General features: G+C 56.9%; 12 protein-coding genes and 1 pseudogene. 6 read left to right on the top strand and 7 right to left on the bottom strand.

Features of this window, described 5'->3' with window-relative positions:
* Positions 1 to 210: pseudogene (locus BLR08_RS31505) on the top strand (IS110 family transposase); the annotation flags it as partial.
* A 607-nt stretch (positions 211 to 817) separates the two neighbouring features.
* On the opposite strand, the gene BLR08_RS27740 reads toward BLR08_RS31505, so the two are convergent.
* Complete coding sequence (locus BLR08_RS27740) at positions 818 to 1,834, bottom strand: AraC family transcriptional regulator (protein WP_072337526.1); 1,017 nt, start codon at positions 1,832 to 1,834, stop codon at positions 818 to 820.
* A 138-nt stretch (positions 1,835 to 1,972) separates the two neighbouring features.
* Between BLR08_RS27740 and BLR08_RS27735 the strand changes: the two genes are divergently transcribed.
* Complete coding sequence (locus tag BLR08_RS27735) at positions 1,973 to 2,710, top strand: DUF4386 domain-containing protein (protein ID WP_072337528.1); 738 nt, start codon at positions 1,973 to 1,975, stop codon at positions 2,708 to 2,710.
* A gap of 19 nt (positions 2,711 to 2,729) precedes the next feature.
* On the opposite strand, the gene BLR08_RS27730 is transcribed toward BLR08_RS27735, so the two are convergent.
* From BLR08_RS27730 to BLR08_RS27715, 4 genes are read right to left on the bottom strand one after another with little or no spacing between them, the layout of a single operon-like run.
* Positions 2,730 to 3,008, bottom strand: coding sequence for a hypothetical protein (locus BLR08_RS27730; protein ID WP_072337530.1), 279 nt, complete (start codon positions 3,006 to 3,008; stop codon positions 2,730 to 2,732).
* Between the two features lie 50 nt (positions 3,009 to 3,058).
* Entirely contained in the window at positions 3,059 to 3,937 is an 879-nt protein-coding gene (locus BLR08_RS27725; RefSeq protein ID WP_072337532.1) for a macro domain-containing protein, read from the bottom strand.
* A 22-nt stretch (positions 3,938 to 3,959) separates the two neighbouring features.
* Entirely contained in the window at positions 3,960 to 7,325 is a 3,366-nt protein-coding gene (locus BLR08_RS27720) for an SMC family protein (protein ID WP_072337534.1), read from the bottom strand.
* Positions 7,309 to 9,084: a hypothetical protein gene (locus tag BLR08_RS27715; RefSeq protein WP_072337536.1), complete on the bottom strand. Its 1,776-nt coding sequence runs from the start codon at positions 9,082 to 9,084 to the stop codon at positions 7,309 to 7,311. Before BLR08_RS27715 ends, BLR08_RS27720 begins: the two co-directional genes overlap by 17 nt.
* A 519-nt stretch (positions 9,085 to 9,603) precedes the next feature.
* Here BLR08_RS27715 and BLR08_RS27710 point away from each other — a divergent pair.
* The 3 genes from BLR08_RS27710 (at position 9,604) to BLR08_RS27700 (ending at position 12,896) form a co-directional block, all read left to right on the top strand.
* Positions 9,604 to 10,584, top strand: a complete 981-nt coding sequence (locus BLR08_RS27710) for a helix-turn-helix transcriptional regulator (RefSeq protein WP_072337538.1) — start codon at positions 9,604 to 9,606, stop codon at positions 10,582 to 10,584.
* Positions 10,585 to 10,653: 69 nt separating this feature from the next.
* A complete protein-coding gene (locus tag BLR08_RS27705) occupies positions 10,654 to 11,253 on the top strand; it encodes a hypothetical protein (protein WP_072337540.1) in 600 nt (199 codons plus the stop codon).
* Positions 11,250 to 12,896, top strand: a complete 1,647-nt coding sequence (locus BLR08_RS27700; RefSeq protein WP_072337542.1) for a DUF1524 domain-containing protein — start codon at positions 11,250 to 11,252, stop codon at positions 12,894 to 12,896. The genes BLR08_RS27705 and BLR08_RS27700 overlap by 4 nt, the downstream gene beginning before the upstream one ends.
* Positions 12,897 to 13,242: 346 nt before the next feature.
* On the opposite strand, the gene BLR08_RS27690 is transcribed toward BLR08_RS27700, so the two are convergent.
* Both BLR08_RS27690 and BLR08_RS27685 read right to left on the bottom strand, forming a co-directional pair.
* Positions 13,243 to 14,604 (bottom strand): glycosyltransferase, encoded by a 1,362-nt coding sequence (locus BLR08_RS27690; protein ID WP_072337546.1) that lies wholly within the window; start codon positions 14,602 to 14,604, stop codon positions 13,243 to 13,245.
* Positions 14,605 to 14,669: 65 nt separating this feature from the next.
* Positions 14,670 to 16,871: a protein translocase subunit SecDF gene (locus tag BLR08_RS27685; RefSeq protein ID WP_072337549.1), complete on the bottom strand. Its 2,202-nt coding sequence runs from the start codon at positions 16,869 to 16,871 to the stop codon at positions 14,670 to 14,672.
* A 297-nt stretch (positions 16,872 to 17,168) separates the two neighbouring features.
* Between BLR08_RS27685 and BLR08_RS32040 the strand changes: the two genes are divergently transcribed.
* A partial coding sequence (locus BLR08_RS32040; RefSeq protein WP_143014479.1) for an S-layer homology domain-containing protein occupies positions 17,169 to 18,520 on the top strand: 1,352 nt, incomplete at its 3' end.

The following is an 18,520-nucleotide window of genomic DNA, read 5'->3' as shown; positions in this document are numbered from 1 at the left end:
CATACCAAAGTAGCATTATGCGAAGCGGCCTGGGCAATCGCTCGTACGAGAAACAACGGTTTATCCACGAAATTTTGGAAGATCGCATCAAGGCGTGGAAAGAAGAAAGCTTGCATTGCTGTTGCACGAACCATACTGGTCATTGCCTATAACATGCTTAAAAACAAAGAAGCTTACCTAGAAGGCGGACCAAAAAAACGAGCAAGTTAATTATTGTTACCAACTTATAGACAGGATAAACATGGACTCATTGAAATGGAGATCCCGGGCATTGTATTGCCTAAAAACAGAAAATCGCACACTCATCTGTTTAACGTATTTTCACAGAAAAAACGTATAAAGGCACCCGGCTGGCAGTTAAAAATAGGGGAGTTGTGCGAAAAAACGTATAAAGGCACCCGGCTGGCAGTTAAAAATAGGGGAGCTGTGCGAAAAATCCAATAAACGCACAGAAAATGCTTCCCTCTCTGCCGATCGGCGGGCTTCCGCGGCATTAACGCCGCCCCTTCCTGTATAAAGCCCCATTTGCTTTGCAGGCAGGGACCTAGAATCATAACTCACTCCATATGCAGTCCTAGGCCTCGCCTTTATGGCAGGAGCTTGGGGCTTGTTCGCTTGTACGGGCAGGTCTTCGAAAACGGAGCGGGCGGGATCTCATGAGGAGAGAGCTGACAGAGGCGGCCCAAGGCAGGGGGGGCCAAAAGAGGCGATCCAAGGAACTAGGGACTTGCCGCTTCCGGGCGGAGCGGGCAGCCGATTTCACAGAGCAGCCCGCGCCTAGGCTGCGCCCTCCGCTCGTCGGCGCACAATCGGCTTATCACCCTTTACCGCTATCGGTATGCAGCTTCCGGAATTCTCCGGGCGTTTGCCCGGTCCATTTCTTAAAAGCAAGACGGAAGGAGGCCGGGTCGGAAAATCCGAGGGCATACGAGATGTCGGTGACCGAGAAGGAGGGGTTTTTCAAATAGCTTTCAGCCATGTTTTTCCGGATGGCGGCTACCAGATCCTTAAAAGTCGTGTGATCCTTGCTGAGCTGCAGCTGCATGGAGCGAACGCTGAATCCGAGGCTCCTGGCAATGTCCTGAATGCGGGGAATCGTTCCGTCGAACTTTCGGATGATGGCAAGGCTGACGGTCTCCGAGAAGGTTTGCTCCAGCTTCAGCGCGCGTATCGTCTGAATGGCATGATTTTCGACAAGCTGCAGCAAGTGCTCATTGCGGTACAGCACCGGCAGTTCCAGTGCATCAGCATCAAACACAAGCATATTGTCCATCTGCCGAAATGCAGGCTCCACGCTGAATAGATCGGCATACGGCTGCATGCCGGGGGAAGGCTCATGGGTGAAGGAAACCGACTTCAGCTTCGCGCGATCGCCCGTCAGCCTTTGAAAGATGACGTACGCCGAGGCGAGAATGGATTCCATCAGATGGTACGTCGGCCTTCGCGAAGGATCGCTTACCCAGAAGCTGAACCTGGCTTCGCCGTTAACTTTTTGCAGATCGTAGACGACCCCGCTGCACAGCAGAACGTTGTATCGCTGGAAGTTTGCGAACGCCTGATTCAGGGTGCTCGAATTAAGCAATATGTAGCCGATCAGGCCCAGGTTGTCCAGCGAATACCCTGATCCCAGCCTCAAGCCGAAATGGGGGTCCTGACAAAGCTGGGCCGCCCGTTCCAAAAAACGGTCAAACTGGCCGGCTTCGATATAGTGGTCCGGATGGGTCATCCGCTCCTCTTGGAGCTCCAGCTCTTGATACAGCGGTTCCGGCGAGTGACCTCGGCTGAACAGAACGCGGGCGACAGGCAGCGCCAGCAATACGGACATTCGGGCCATCGGATGTTGACACCTCTTTGCGGTACGTTTTCTTTGCGCGTTTTATTAGTATTCTTGCATGCTTCGCTATAGGAGATTTATTTGAATTGGCCTATGCTTGAAGCAAATAAGATCCATAAGAGGAAAGGAAGCTGCCCCATGAATCAGGCTTTACAACGTTATGCAGGCTGGTTGTTTATTGCAGGCTTTATTCTGCTTTTCATTCCGTACACGACGCTGGTAATGATCTTCGACTACCCCGATATATTACGGATGCCGGCCGATCACATCCTTACCCGGTTCCGCGCAGGCGGGACGACGCTGGTCCTCGTCTGGTGGGCGTTCTCCCTGGCGGGATTGCCGCTGATCTGGGCCGCCGTATTTCTAAGAAAGATTCTCGGCGACGAGCATCAGAACGTCAGAGTGGCTACTGTTTTTATGCTCCTGGGGGCGGTCACCCAGATTGCAGGACTGCTCAGATGGGTCTTTGTCGTGCCGGTTCTCTCGGAATACTTCGCCCAGCATCCGGACACGTCGCGGGAGGCTGTGACCGTCCTATTCCTTGCGATTCATCAATACGGCGGCGTTGTGCTCGGAGAGCATCTGGGTCAAATTTTCTCGATCCTGTGGACGCTGATCATTTGCCTGCATGTACTCCGGTTTCGACCCGTCCATGCTGCCGTCGGCTGGTTCGGCATCGTCACTTCCGCGATCTACCTCCTGGGACAAGCGGAGCTGTTCGCCACGGTCATTCCCGGGTTCCCCGTAGTCGGTTGGGCGGCTCCGGTCGGCAGTACGCTCTGGCTTCTCTGGATGATCGCCCTGGGTTTCAGCCTTGTACGGAACGGCCGGCAAAACCGGACTTATTCGGAGTCCGCGTCGCTTGCCGGCGCATAGTCCGTCCGCATGCTCAAGCTTAGCGCGTTCTGACGATGATTACACCCAGGTTAATCAAGCTGCTGATGATATAGGCCAAGGCGTAGAGGACCCAGATGGCAAGCAGATTTAACGCGTCGGTATACACGAAAAACGAGATAACAGCTGCCAAGGCGAATAGACCGAAGCCCACACCCAGCGATTTCCAAATGAAAGTGGAACGCTTGCCCGTCTTCCTGATGTTCATTAGCGTAAAACAAACGGATAAGAAAAAGGCGACTGCCAGCATTCCGAAATTTATAATTCCTTCCAAGTCCATTGTCTGTTATGCTCCTTCGATGTGTTGGATGTTTACAAGTGGTGATGTGCCTACAAACCAAGCTTGCCGGCGCACGACAAGTAAGCTTCGATATCGTCCAGATTGTACGTATGGGTCAAATAAGCGCCGGGCTGGATCACGATGATCAGCCGACCCGTGAACTTGCGGTGCCGGCTGGCGTTCAGGAAGGAGCGGACGATCAGCGCGATAAGCTCCAGTCTGTTATGAGCCAGCCGATGGCGGCCGCTGCCGAGAATCGGGACGATCAGCGGGCGGGTATTGCCCCGCTCTCCGATATGCGTCCATAACGCGGGAAGAGCGGCCTGCAAATCCGCCAGCTGCGGGATGCCTCTCCCATGCTCGTTGAGCTCGGCGGAAGCGACAAGGTAGGCGTACCGGCCTTCGGCACCGGGGAGCGGGAGCTGAGCGACGGTTCCGACCGGATAGACGCGGACAGACTGTCCGTTCACCACCGCCTGCCTGGATGGAGCAGCCCGGAGCGCCTCCGCGATGGCCAGATCGAAGTCGGCGGGACTCGCGAAGAAACGGTCGCGGAACTGGACGATGATCGCGTCACGGTCGATATGATCATGCTTGAAGCAGCAGTTGGATGGAATAATCCATGAGCCGTTCTTCAGCCGGAACATATCGTCAACCGTCACCTGCAGCTCGATATCCCGCTCCGGCAGGCGGACGAAGCGCGTGAGCCGGGGACGGCTCATCCAAGCGGCAATCACGATCCCGAGGGCGAGCACCAGCCATACATTCGGCTTGACCGGTTCGCCCTGGGCGCTGAAGAAGTAGCCGGTAAATTCCGTGAACGTCCATATCACGGCAAAGACAGCCAGCCAATAGCCGAGAAAGGTTCGGATGGTCAGAGAGTGACGCCAGGCATGCTGGGAGAAAAATGCTTTCAGCTTCATCAACATCGGATATCGTCCGCCTTCAGAGTTATTGGTTGACCGCAATCGCCTTCTCCTGATAAGGCTTGAACTGCTGGATATGGATGCGGAGCGGCCCCTCTGTATCGCGGCGCAGATGGAAGACGCGGAAATTGTCCTCCAGGAAGCTGAATTTGCGCCGGAATAAGGTCGCGATCTGCGGATTGGCTGTGGTGAAGAACAGCTGCGTGCCGCGTGTAATCGTAAGCTGCCTGAGGAAATCGAGCAGCCCGAGCACATTCAGCTCATCCAAATGGGCCACCGGCTCATCCAGAAGCAGAAACTGGGGAGCCGAATCCATCACGAGATGCATGATGAAGAAGATGGCCAGCAGAACGGAGGTCCGCTGCCCGGTGCTCATCTGGTAAATCGCGCACCGGGTCCCGGTGCCCTTGCGCCTGGCCTCGATCCGCCGGTCCGCCGTCCACTCGAGTCCTTCGAACTCGCTTGGCGAGTGCAGGGCGACGAACAGGCGGCTGATCGCCTCGAAGTTGCTGCGGACGAAGTCATCGCCGTAGTCGCTCAGGCTGCGGAGTCCGGCCAAAGTCTGCACCGCCCGTGCGCAGCGATCCCGCATGACGGTCTTCTCCGTCAGCCGGTTCATCAGTCCGGCGGCTTCCCGGGCTGTGCGCTCGATCAGCACGAGCGGCTCCAGCGTCTGTTCAAGCTCTTTCGCCGCGAGCAGCAGCTTTTGGAAATAAAGCTTCCACTCGCTCCACGGTTGGCTGCCTGGCAAGCTCACATGCAAGGCTTCCAGCCGGGAGCAGGCTTGCCGCAGCTCGTCCATCGCCTGCAGCCGGAGCTCGAGCTGCCGGGCTTGCTCATGCAGCCCGCTCAGCTCGGCGGCAGCGGCTTGCCGGGCTGCTTCGGCTTGCCGAGCACCTTCCTGAGCGGCCGCATAATCTCTGCGCGCGGCTTCGGTGTCGGCGCTTACCCGCTCGCTGGCGCGCTGGAGCGCGATTAGCAGCTGTGCGGCGGACAGCGCCTCACGGTCATCGCCGAGATAGGGGGCGAGCAGGGCGTCAGCCAGCAGCGTATTCAGCTCCCGCACGGCGGAAGCCGTGACGCCGCGCTCGTCCAGCGCCCGGGCATGCAGGCGCAGGTCTTCGCGGAGCTGCGCCTGATGGCCGAGCCGTTCCCGGATGAGGGTGAGCACCCGCTGAACGGCCTGATGGCCGCCTTCGCTTTCGCTCGCCAGCGCCTCCGTCTCCTCCACGTCGCGCCGGCTGAGCAGGTAGGCGCGCGCTTCGTCCAGCCGGCTCAGCCGGGCAAGCTCGTGGCGCAGCTGCAGGATGCCGGCTTCGGTGTCCTCCAGGGCGAGCCGGGACCGCTCAACTTCGTCCAGCACCCGGGTCAGCTCCGCGTCATCGGCCTGCAGACTGGAGTCGATAGCCGCGCGGAGCAGTTGAGTCGTCTCGTGATCATGACCGCATAGCGGGCAATGGGATTGATCCGGATGCAGATGAAGGGCCATGCGGGCGGTAGATTTCAGCTCTGACAACAGCTTCTGCAGCCTGCCGGTTTTCTCCTTGAGCTGCTCGGCTTGTGCGGTTGCCAGCCGGAGCGTTTCCTGGGCCTGCGCCCGCCGGCTCTCCAGCTCATCCAGCCTGGCTTGAGTGGCTGCCCTGTCCTCCATGTCTTCGGCAACCGGCTGCTCGGCAAGCTGTCCGTACAGATTGTCGATATCCTCCAGGCTGCGGATGGACGATTCGAGCGTCCGGAGCCGCTCGTCCAACTGCAAGCGTATATGCCGGGAGTCGCGATGATCAAGCAAGCGGGCCAGCTCCGTCAGCCGGAGCACCAGTCTTTCGAATAGCTCCTGCTCCTGACGCAAGCGGGCAAATGCACCCTCAAGCTGCTGCACCCGCTGCTCCAGTCCGGCGCTGTCCGGAAGCTGCTCCAGCTCCCGCCGCCGTTCGGCGATCCGGGCTTGCAGGCCGTCCAGAGCGGCCCGGACGGCCGCTTCCTGCCGCTGCAAGTCATCGATCGACCCGATATCCGGCAAGCTGGCGGATGGGAGCGGAGCGGCGGCCACGTCCAGCTCATGCAGCCGCGGCGTAAGATGCTGCAGCCATTCCCCGATATCGGGCAGGCTCGCGGTCTTCTCAGGCATCGGATAATAGCTGAACAGGCTTAGCTGCATCCACCTGCCAAGCTGCTGCAGCTGGGCTTGCGCCCGGGATTTCAGCAGCTCGCTGTCCTGTGCGCCTTCGGCATACACCTGGCTCAGCCGGGTTTCGAGCTCCCCGCGTTCCTCTTCCAGCTTGCGTCCGAGCCTCTGGAACTCCTCCAGATGCTGCTTCCAGCATTGCTCATACCGCTCGAGCTGCTCGCCGAAGATGACGCGGGCGAAGGCGGCGCGGTAGTCCACCTTGCCGGCCTGTCCGAAGCAGAACTGATGGACGGCCTCCGAGGAAAAATAATTGTATTGATGGAAGGCGCTGTTCAGCTGGCTGTTCGCGCGCGGGCCCACTCTATGCTTGTAATAGGTCGTCTCCCGCTCCTTCTTCTCCTCGTTATGGGGAAGACCGTGGAAGGGAGCTTCGCCGTCCTTCTGAAAAGTTATGCGCCCGTCCCAGCTCTCCGCGGCCTGCTGCCGTTCTCCCGCCAGCACATTGCGCTGAATCGAACCCGTGAACGCCAGCTCGATGCTCTCCAGCACGGATGTTTTCCCCATCCCGTTCGGACCGGCAAGCAGGTTGACCCGGGCAAATGATAGAGGAGGGACGTCCGCCAGCACATGCGGCCGGAACTGGCTGCCGAATTCCAGCGAAGCGATCGGCCCGACCGGCCTGGGTACGGGGACCTGCTCGGCCGCTGCCGGCTCCGGAGGCAGCGGCTCCGGCTCGGCTGCCGTGCTCACATAGTGCTTGACCGGCTGCGACCGGAAGTTATCCAGGCAAAACAGCAGCCCTTCGGCGGCCAGCTGCCTCTGCCAATCCAGCAGCGGATGACCGGCCGCCGTTCCTCCTAAGCCGCCGGGGATTTTGGCCGCCGGCAGATGGCTCGCCAGCTGCCCTTCCGGGATGACGAGCTTCTTGCCGTACCGTTTTCCCCTTTGGATCAGAGAGAGCTTCTCCGCAGTCAGCCCGGCCATATCCGTCACGGCGAATACGATGTACAGATTCCAGCTCCAATCGCCTTTAAGACGGAAGTAGAAGGGAGAGATGACCTCCTCTTCGAAGCGGCGAAACTGGTCGGAGCTCTCCGCGATGGCCGCCAGCTGCTCCCCGGAGGCGGGGATGATCAAATATTTGCCTAGCTTGATGCCCTGCCAGCTGTGGAGCGTTTCGTACAGTTCCAGGGATTCGCCGAACGTATGCTTCTTGATAAAGGTCAGTCCGCAGCTGCGGATGGCTTCAATCCAATTCGGCATCGATCGATAGGCCTCCTTCGGTAAATTCAGTCGTATGGCTCGAGCGCACGGGGACGTTCCACTGCTCCGAGACAGCCGGATAATGAATCATATCGCCGTTATAGCTGTGGGAGAAAACGCAGATATTGTTGTCCTCCAGCAAAAGCCGAGACAGCGGCTGTTCGCGGTAAATATGGTCGACCATGGCTTTCATGCCCCGCTCATCGGCTTGGTCGGCGTAGATCACCAGCGCGCCGGACTTCTCGTTTCCCGAAGCAGGCATCAGGTTGAAGGGAGCGATGCTGCTCCCCAGCCGAAGCTGGAACTGTCCTTGAAATCGGCGGAGCTGATTCGGCAGCGAATCCGTGCGGCGCAAGCAATGAATGAGCCGGACAACATGGCCGGCCGCTCGCCGCCGCTCCTGCTCGCAATGATCGTCCACATGGTAGCTGAGCCGGTGACTGTGCTCCTGCTCCGTGATCGTCAGCTGACCGTCCTCCAGATGGCCCAGGCAATAGCCGAAAAACTTGTCCCGCTCTTCCACGGAGGCTGTCACCGGATAAGCAAACGGACCTGTCGCCTCCTGTTCCAGCACATCCGGCAGCGCCATCGGAAAAGTCAGCTCCTCGGCCAGCTCCCAGCCGTGGTGTCCGGCAGCGGGGACAAAGGCTTTCTCCGCATGGACGCCGCCCGGCATCTTGACCAGCTCAGCTCCTCCGTCATAAGGCTTGGTCAGCAGGATCAGCTGAAGATGCTCGGACTTGACGGCGAACCAGACTTTGTATTTCTTCTTGGCCAAAAAGCCAAAGCCGAGACCACGCCTCAAGTTATGAGTCCGGGGCTCGCGAAGCTGCTCGTTCCAGCTCTGCCGGCCGTCGAGACTGATGAACCGGCGATAGATGGAGGACCAGGGGCTGTGAATCGCCAGGGGCTGTCCCTCTACAGGCCGGACAACCGTACGGGCGGCCCAGTTGCACGTAATATAAATCATATCTCTTGCCGCGGTGCTGCCGAACAGCATATTCCGCAGAGCGGAGATATCGGAGTGCCGGGGGCCAGGATTTAGCTGAGGATGCAGGACGATGTAGTGCCGCTGCTCCCGGTTCGGGAGAAACAGGCTGCCGCCCTTGATCTCCGGATGGAAGGCGTCTGCGCACAAGACCGAAAACAGCTGATTGGCCGCCGGCTCGCCGAACAAAATCACCTTGGAGCCAAGCGACAATCCCGCTCCCTCGCAGACGAATTGCGGATCATTCATCCGCTGCAGCTTGAGCTGGGGGACGAGGCACAGCCTGCCGCCTTCCCGGGCTACAAATACATACAGCAGAAAGTTGACGAAACGGCTCTCCTGCATGCCCTCCAGCGGCCTTTTCCCGACGATGGCGTGATCTCCCCATTGCATCATATGGTGATGGAAGTCGTCTAATGACAGGCTTTCGCAGCCCAGACACCACAACGTGTTCGGACGGGGCTGCAGCGAAGGCGTCGTCAGCAGCTCGCCGATCAGGCTGGCCGGGATGCAGTATTCGGGCGTAACGAACAGATCGGCCCGCTCCGACCTTGCTGTACGCAATGCCTCCCGGCAATTGTCCAGATGGCGGGCGGTCGTGTGACGAACGCCATGCTCCGGGTCCGCAGCCAGCTCCTCTTGGGGCTGCAGCCGCATCAGCCGGAATGGCGCATCGTTGTCGATGCCCAGGAAGTGAAAGGGAGGCACGACCCGCGAGCCTTCCCCTTCATTTGCGAAGCAATCTTGAATGGCCATGACCGATATCGCCACTGAAAACCACTCCTATATATCCACAATTTGTATATCGAATCCTCTATTAACATATCACTAAAATCATAGGAGATAAATAGCGGGAAAAATGCCAGGATAAAAATGTTATTTTAGTTGAATGGATTGTATGTGTAACTTAACTTGGAGGGATATAGCATGTTCTTTCTAAAACTCGGGCATGGATGGCAAGCGAAAGCGTCCTGGAGCTGGGCTTCCTTCCATTTATTTCGCTGGCCGCCCCCTATATGGAGATGCTGGAGCTGTTGTTCGGTGCGGGCTTATAAGCGCAAGCACGGCTCCATTCCCTTTGTTTCGACCTGCATTTTCTTTTCCCGCGGCTCCTTCCTTTCATCCTCTCATGCCAGTCCTCGGCCGTTTCTCTCCCTGCTATCGACAATTCTTGCAGTTCTATCGTATGATAATGGATGTTAAATATAAGTCTTTAGAACTATATCGATTAACGGCTATGAGGTGGTCCGGATACCTAATCATGTATCGGAAGAAGAGCTGCCCAAAACGATGAGGGTGCTTCAGCTTTATGACAGATTGCTGCAAGGCGCCTGCGTTTCCAAGCGGGCCGCAGCCGAAGAGTTTGGAGTCGCGACGAAGACTATTCAGCGGGATCTTAGAGACCTGAACCTTTATCTGGCTGAGGCAGCGCAGGCCAAGGGCCGTAACCTCATCCGTTATCAGCCCTCCTCGGGAGGATATGTGCTGGAGGGCGAGGGCGATCATTTCTTCAAGCTCGCTTCAAGAGAAGTTATGGTGGTCGCCAAAATCATCCTGGAGAGCCGCGCGCTCCCTAAGAACGAACTGGACGTGCTTCTGGACAAGCTGATTGCCCAGGCAGGTCAGGGAGACAAGAAACGGCTTGCCGATGCAATCAATAACGAGCGCTTCCTTTATCGGGCCGTCAGCCATAACCGGCCGGTATTCGACAGCCTGTGGGAGCTGAATCAGGCTGTCAGGGAGCGGCGTATCGCCGAGCTGGTGTATGAGAAGACGGGGGCGTCCGGCTTGGTCGAGCGGACTGTTGAGCCGCTAGGGCTTATGTTCTCGGAGTTTTACTTTTATTTGATTGCAAATATTCACTCAAGCGATAAGGCGTATCCGGCTATTTACCGTTTGGACCGGATTCGCAGCTATCAAGTAACGGATAAGCGTTTTAGCGTTAGGGAGCGGGAACGCTTTCAGGAGGGACAATTTCGGCAGAAAATTCAATTTATGCAAAGCGGCGAGCTGTTGAAGGTCGTTTTTCGCTTCTGGGGTCCTTCTATAGAGGCGGTCGTCGACAAGCTGCCTGACGCCCGGATTATACAGGACGGGGATGCCTATCTCGTCGAAGCCGAGGTGTTCGGCCGGGGCATTCAGATGTGGCTGCTTAGTCAGGGGCCGTATGTGGAGGTATTGAAGCCGCGGCACTTCCGCGAGCAGATGATCCGGACGATCGAGGCTATGAGAGTTAATTACGGCGGGAATTCTGTAACAGGTGGACATTAGATGTCCACCCCTATGTGCTACAGTATGCATGTACAGCATCTATCATTAATCAGGGAGTGAAAGACAGCGATGAGTCAAGCCTATGACGAGCGTGTGGCCAGGTTGGCCGTAGCCAGCCGGATCTTAGAGGAAGCGGATCTTGCCTTGCAGCAGAAAAATCGGACCTTGCGCGACATATTGGATACGAACTTCCGTAAAATTATAACGGCGAGTCAAACGAATCCCAAGCTCAGCGGAGCCATTCTCGCAGCCGGCTTTACGTTCGGCGGCGTCGCTACAGCTATGGGAAGCTCGCTTGGCGTGCTCGGGATTGTGGGCGGAGGCGCAAGCCTGCTAGGCTTGGTAGGGCTTCCGCTGCTCGGTCCCATCGGGATCGGCATTTACGTGTACAAGAAAATCAAGGAGCGCCAAAAACGGGAGCAGCTGGAGAAGGAGCTTCATCACGCGGAGAAGCTGGCGCTGCAACAAATCATCAAGAAGCAAGCGGAACTCATTCAAGCGCTAAAGCAAACGATGCAGGAGGCAGTCCGCAAGCAGGACGAGATGGAGCGCAACATGAATCAAACGATGAATGACGCACGGCGGAAGGAAGAGCGGATCAAGTATTTGGAGAGGCTGCTGGAGATGATGACGCAGGCGGGCGAAGCGTTCGGGGCGGGTGCGGCATGAGCGAAGAATCCAAATTTCAGGAAGAGCTTGACGTGCTGGCCCGGCAGCAGGCCGAGCTGGACACGCTGAAACGGCAGACAGAGCGTCTGAGCTCACGAGTTGATCAATCGCATGCGGAGCTTAGGAGCTATCATGAACAGGGACAGCTGGGCTGGGAGGTTGTAACGGAGACGAAGCCTCTGAAGGCGGCGTCTTCTCCTGCAGCCTCTTGGGAACAGCTTGTTAACGCCGCCAGAGCGGGACAAGCGAGAAAGGCGCAATATTCGGATTTTTTGACCGATCAGGAGATTCAATCCTGTGTGACCATGATCCGCGATATGCGGCAGGAGCTGAAGGAGCAGGATGCGACCCGTCTGGTCGAAGAGCTGAAGGACGGCTTTCTCGGCTCCTTGATCGGCCCGTTCGGGCTGTCGCTGGATATGCTGCGAGCCTTCGACGGAGGCGCGATTCCGACCGTGCATAATGCTAACAAGGGCATCATCCCCCATGATAAGGACGGAGAGCGGCTGAAGGATTATCAGAGCAAGTATGACCGTGACAACTACGCTCCCCAGCACGAAATGAACAAGAGCCGGAAAGCGAGGTTTCAGGACGAAGCTCCGCTTGTCGACGGCTATACGAACAAGCCGTTGGAACGGGACGGGAGCTCGCATATCGAGCATATCGTATCGGCAAGCGAGCTGCACGGCGATGATTGGGCCAGGCTGTTCGTCAGCACGGAGAAACGCAAGGAATTTGTGAACAGCGAAGAGAATCTCACTTGGACCGGCAGCAGTCTCAATCAGTCGAAAAGCGACAGAGATCTGCTGGAGTGGATGCAGTCACCTTCCAAAAAAGACCCGACAAAAACGAATGCGGAATATTACGAGGTTGACCAGGAGAAAGCCCGGGCGCTGTATGCCGAAGCGAGCCGAAAGCGAAAAAACATGGTGTATGGCAAAGTAGCAGGCGAGGTCCTGGTGCAATGCGGTAAAACATCGGTCAAGATGGGACTGCGCAAGATGCTAGGTTATATCCTGTATGAGCTGGCTCAGGAGGTGTTCAAGGAGGTCCGCGATCTTCTCCGGAAGAAGAGGCAGCAGGCCGTGCAGCTAAAGCAGGAGCTGGCTGACCGGCTCAAGAGAATCGCTCAGGCCATGCTGTCCAAGTGGAAGGAAGTTCTCAAGCAGTTCGCCGATGGCGCAATTGCGGGCTTTATTTCCGAGCTGCTGATCTTCCTCATCAACCAGTTCGTGACGACGATGAAGCGGCTGGTGCGGATCATCAAGGAAGGGATCATGTCGCTGGTCGGGATGATCCGATTTGTCCTGAATCCGCCTAAGGATATGCTGCGCGAAGAGGTGTATCAGCAATGTCTGAAGATGGGAGCGACCATACTCGTCACGTCGGGCGGCATTCTGTTAGAGGAGGCTGTAGAGAAGTTTCTGACGGCACAAGTCTGGCTCGCCCCGTTCGCCGGGCTGCTGGCCCCGATTGTCACCGGCCTTCTGACCGGACTCGTGCTCTCTCTTGTGATGTTCGGGCTCGATAAGCTGGACTTGTTCGGCGCGAAGGAGAAAAAGCTGGACCAGCAGCTGTCGCAGCGGATTATGGACGATTTGTGGGCTTTGGAGGCTGAATTAGGCGCGATGGCGGCGGGATGAAGCGTAAGGAAGCGGATAAAGCGGGATAAAGCACGGTCCGTTGAGTCGTATTAGCGAGGAGTAGGCCGGGCGGGGAGTGCCGAGCGACCATCCTTCTGACCTATTGTTCGGTTATCAGCAGTTAAACGCCCCGGCTATTCAGGCCGGGGCTGCTGCTGCTGTTGTCTGGCCGGCGGCTTGTCGAGTGATCCGGCTATCCGGAGCAAATGTTCGTCGTTGGCACAGATCACGAACAGGAAGGTTTGGCTTGGCATGAACCGCAAGCGGAGAACATGCACATCATTTTCCTCGTAGATGAGGAAGCATAGATGGATTTTATCCAACAGTTCAATGAAATAAGCTGGTTTTAAGCTCCTCGCTCCATAGGGCGAACTGCCCGCACGATGAAATCCGCCATGTCGTAATTAACGGGGACGGAGGTGCCGCGGGCGGCAGCTATCGCTTCCATAACTCTCCGGTCATTTTCGTCCGCCGAGTTGAAGATGCCGGTTATGTCGGGCTCGGCAAATCCGGCTCCAAGGACAAGCTCGCGGATTTCGACTAGACTCATCCCGACAAGCTGCTCTCTGCGAATCGTGTTGTCCAGCAATTGATAAAGAATAGACGGCTGAAGCAGATTGGGCACGACGGCTGTCATCACCCCGCCAGGTTTAAGCAGGCGCAGGAAGCGGCTCAGGGAAGCCGCAGGCTCCTCTAGCGTATGAAATGTGCGGTGGAAGATAATCGCATCCAGCTTAACCCCCAGCTGTTCCAACTGCTCCAGCGCCTGCTCGGCTTTCCCGATAAAGGACGAGCAGACGAGAGATGCGTTCTGAGCGGCTTCCGTCTTGGACTCGATACCGTAAAGCACGGCGTCCGGGTAAGTATTGCGAACCTCCAGAAGCGTACCTCCTAAGCCGCAACCCACCTCTAGCACATGAGGCTTACTGCCGGCCGGCAGCTTCAGCAGATGCACGAGATCATGGCGGATGATGGCGTCGTCCGTCGGATCGAAGCCCCATTTGTCTATGAATTTCTTCCGATTGTTCTCCAGCAGCTTCAGAAAAGCAGACGACCTTGCGCCAAAGGAGACGCTGCCATGGTGATGAATAAAGGTATCCTTGCACAGCAGCAGACGATACCCGGCCTTCCGAATACGGAGCGAGAGGTCGTCATCCTCATAGTTCCCGGGCGTAAAGCGCTCATCCAGCTCGCCGATTTGCTCCAAGACAGACCGGCGGATCAGCATATTATAGCCGACCAGCTTGAGGCGCTCCATCCACAGCTCAGGATTGGAGTGATTGAAGCTGTCCGCGAACTGCTGCATTTGATCCATGCTGGTATAGCTCACGGGTATAGCTTGAAAATAGGAGCAATTATTCGTAAGCGTGCTGACAGCCCCTATAGCGGAGGAACTGCGAAGCGCCGTCAGCATGTTGTCCAGCCAACGGGAGGTGACGACGGTATCATTGTTAAGAAGCAGAATATGATCGCCATGAGAGGCGGCGATACCTTGATTGCATCCCGCAGGAAAGCCGGCGTTATAGTCGTTCAGTATAGCGTAAACATCCGGCTGCTCCTGCAGCCAAAGCGGCGTGTCGTCCTCGGAGTGATTGTCCACGACGATCAGCTCGTAAGTCCCCTGCGGCGTATATTGGCGAATGCTCTCGATACAAGCCCGCGTGTAGTCCAATTTGTTGAAGGTGACAATGATGATGCTTGTCAGCATAGATGCCTCCCGTAAGACTTCTATAAAGAATTGAAAAGCCGTATCCCGGCTGCGGGGCCGCCTTTCTACAGCGGACAAGACGGACCCGGTGCAAGCCCCTCCGGTATAGGCGGCGGTGTCGGCGACTTCCGGAGCTTGCGCAGCTTCATCGTCAGCCACAGCTGGCTGGCGATATAGATGGAGGAATACATGCCTGCCGCGAGGCCAAGGGTCATAGCCAGCGAGAACAGCCGGATGGCTTCGCTTCCCCAGACCAGCAGAGCGGCTGAGGCGAACAGCACGGCGATAACTGTATGAATAGAACGTGTGAGCGTCTGATTGATGCTGCTGTTCACCACATGGACGTATTCGGCTTCCGTGCGAGGCTTGCGCAAGGCCAGATTCTCGCGAATCCGGTCGAAGATGACGACCGTATCGTTAATCGAATAGCCGATGATCGTGAGCAAGGCGGCGATAAAGGTCAGATTGACCTCCAGCCGGAACAGCGAGAAAAAGCTGATGACAAAGAAAGCGTCATGCATCAGGGCAAAGATGGCGGCAAGCGCAAACAGCCATTCGAAGCGGATGCTGACGTATAGAAGAATGCCGATGCTAGCGATGGCCACCGCGATGATGGCCTTGAGGGCAAGCTCCCGGGCGATGCCGGGATCAACCGTATTTTCTTCCTTGGCTATATCCGGGCCATAGACGCCGACGAATGCATCTATGATCCGGCTGCTCTCGCCGGTATTCGGGTCCAGAATCTTGTCGAAGCGCATGGAGACCCGATTACCGTTGTCCCCGCCGACCGTTATGGTCGAAGGCTCGAAGCCTGCGGAGAGGGCCAGCGCTTCCGCTTGCTGCTTGGTTATGCTCTGCGGCAGCGACAGGTCGAGCGTGGTGCCGGCTTTGAAATCAACTCCCAGGTTAAAGCCTTGTACAAGCAAGCTGCCCGCTCCTAATACCGTAACCGCTATAGAAATGGCGTAGAACAGCTTGCGCTTGCTGACAAAGTCGAAAGCTCTGACCGGCGCTGCCAGGGATTGTACCGGGCGGAACGACCAGATCCGGTAACGTTCGACGGCAAACGCTTCTGTTCTGCGCAGCAGCCTGCTTTGCATCAGCACGCGCAGCAGCCAGTGTGAGAAGTACATATTGGTCAGGATGCTGAGCAGGATGCTGATCAGCAGCGTGACGGCAAAGCCCCGGATGGCTCCTGTACCTACATAAAATAGAACGCCCGCCGCAATTGCGGTCGTCACGTTGGAGTCCATGATCGTACGGAAGGAATGCTTGGAGCCTGCCTCCAGGGCGGAAAGCAGGTCCAGCCCGCGGGACCTTTCCTCCTTGTAGCGCTCATAAGTAATGATATTGGCGTCTACCGCCATGCCGATACCTAGAACGAACGCAGCGATGCCCGGAAGGGTCAAGGTGGCATGCATCCAATTGGTGACGAGCAGCAGCGTCCAGGTATAGGTGATCAGCGTGATGCTCGCTACAATGCCCGCCATCCTATACAAAGCTATCATAAAGAGAAGGATCAGGAGGGAGCCGGTCACTCCGGCGAATACAGTCTGCTCAAGTGACAGCTGCCCGAGCGAGGCCCCGACGGACTGCGTGTATTTCTCTGTTAATTTGAGCGGGAGCGCACCGAGATTGATGGTGTCCGCCAGCTCCTTGGCCGTCTCAGGACGGAAATTGCCCGTTATCGTCGAGACGCCCTCGGTGAGTACGATGCCGATGACAGGCGAGGTCAGGAGGACGTCATCCAGATAGATGAAGATAGGCTTGTTCAGAAGCCGCGTGGAAATATCCTTGAGCTTCTGCTTGTCCTTCACCTCGATCCGGATCATCGGACGCTGGGCCTGATCGTAGACGACCCGGGCGGCGCCTTCCTTGAATTCATCTCCATACAGCTCGATAGCTCCATCCGGCCCCTTGACGGTCAGCTCTGCAGGCTTCTTCAACAGCTCGCGGACCGTGCTTTCGTCTTCGACGCCCGCCAGCCGAATCCGAATCCGATTCGTTCCTTCCGTCCATATCTCCGGCTCGCTGGTTCCGAGCGCATTGATCCGTTTCTCCAAGCTTCTGGCCGTCTGCTTCAACGCTTCCGTTGTGATGATCCCTCCAGCTTGCAGAGGGCTTGCCTCATAAAGCACCTCAAAGCCTCCCTTTAGATCCAGACCGAGCCGGAGTTCCCTCAAGATATTGGGGGTGGTAAAGGTAATAAGACCCAGAGTCAGAATAACCGTGCATACAAATATCGCCAATCTTTTATAGTTCACCATATAAAACCACCTCAAGCTCGTGTCACGATGTCGTGATGACCGATTTGATTCAGTATATCACGAAATTCTGGACATTCTCTGGACATGTGTAGGTCAATATGTCCAGAGAATGTCCAGAATAGCATGGTACGATGGGTTCATTAGGTTTGCAATTTTTGTTGCTCAGTGGGCAGAATTATCGAGGCGGGGGTGTCGAATCGTAGAATAAACCAAGATTGGTTCCCGTTTTTTTGGGGGAAAGCATGACGAATTGAATTAGTAGTTTAAACTTATGAATTGGGATGAGGAGACCAGCAAATGTCGAAAAAAACTCCAAAGCAACGTTTACTGATGTCGGGTATGGGGGCGGTTATGCTCTTCAATATGTCCGCTCAGGCAGCTCAGGCGGCGCAAGTATTCTTTGAGGATATCAAAACGGTACCTTGGGCGCAGCGTCATATTACCCAGATGACATTGCTTGATGTAATTGAAGGAAAAAGCTCTACGGCATTCAACCCGCAGGATAACGTGACGAAACAGGAAGCTGTGATGATGACGATCCGGCTAATGGGCGAGGAGCCAGGCCTGGATGAGAGTATGGCCTCCCTGCCTGTAGACGAGTGGGCGCGGCAATATGTGAGCCTGGGGCTAAGGCTTGGGCTGATCGACAGCTTCGAGCTGGTATCCGAGGGCAGCACGATGTGGGGGCAAACCTTCGCCAAGCGCGAGTGGGTGACGCAACTGGTTGTCAGGGCCATCGAACGTCAGGTTGCGGCGGCCGAGCTGTCCGCGTCAGAATCTGCATTCCTCGATGACAGAAGCATCTCTGCGAATATGCGCGGATACGTCAATGTTGCTTCCCGACTGGAGATTGTACAAGGGACGGATCAAGGAACATTTAAGCCGCTTGATCTGGTGACGCGCGCCGAGATGGCCGCTGTATTGACCCGTACGATTCCTTATCTGGTGAACAAACGTCCGGCACTGGAGCAAAGCGTTGCGTACGGCGTGGTGACGGCGGTGTCTGAAAGCGGCTTCTCTCTGCTGCTGGACGGCAAGACGCAGACCTTTGATTGGAGTCCGGATGGCGTCATATACGGCAAAGAGTCCAATGAGCCGCTGGACCGTTCGGCTGTCAAAATCGGTCAGCCGGTATCGGTCATACATACGGGAGGCAGAGCAGCGATGGTCCAAGTGACCGAATCGCTGATCGTGCCGGATCAATTGATCAAAAATCTTGAGGATCTGAAGGGTGCTACCGGGCTTGCCGGAGCAACAGGAGCAGCTGGCGCGACAGGTCCTGCCGGAGCAACAGGTCCTGCAGGCGCAACGGGCCCCGCAGGAGCTACGGGACCATCCGGCAGTCAGGGCGAGAAGGGAGCCACAGGAGCCACAGGAGCGGTAGGCGATGTGGGTGCTACCGGCGCGACAGGTGCTACTGGCGACGTTGGCGCTACCGGGGCAACGGGAGCGACAGGCGCCACGGGGGCTACCGGCGATGCGGGAGCAACCGGCGCCACGGGAGCAACTGGCGCGACAGGGGCGACAGGCGCTACTGGCGCGACAGGAGTAACTGGAGCTACGGGAGCAACAGGAGTAACTGGAGCTACTGGAGCAACGGGTGTGACTGGAGCAACAGGAGTAACCGGAGCAACGGGTGAGTCAGGAGT

It is taken from the genome of Paenibacillus sp. cl123, assembly GCF_900101595.1.
Classification (GTDB): domain Bacteria; phylum Bacillota; class Bacilli; order Paenibacillales; family NBRC-103111; genus Paenibacillus_G.
This window is presented reverse-complemented; position numbering and strand designations above follow the sequence as displayed.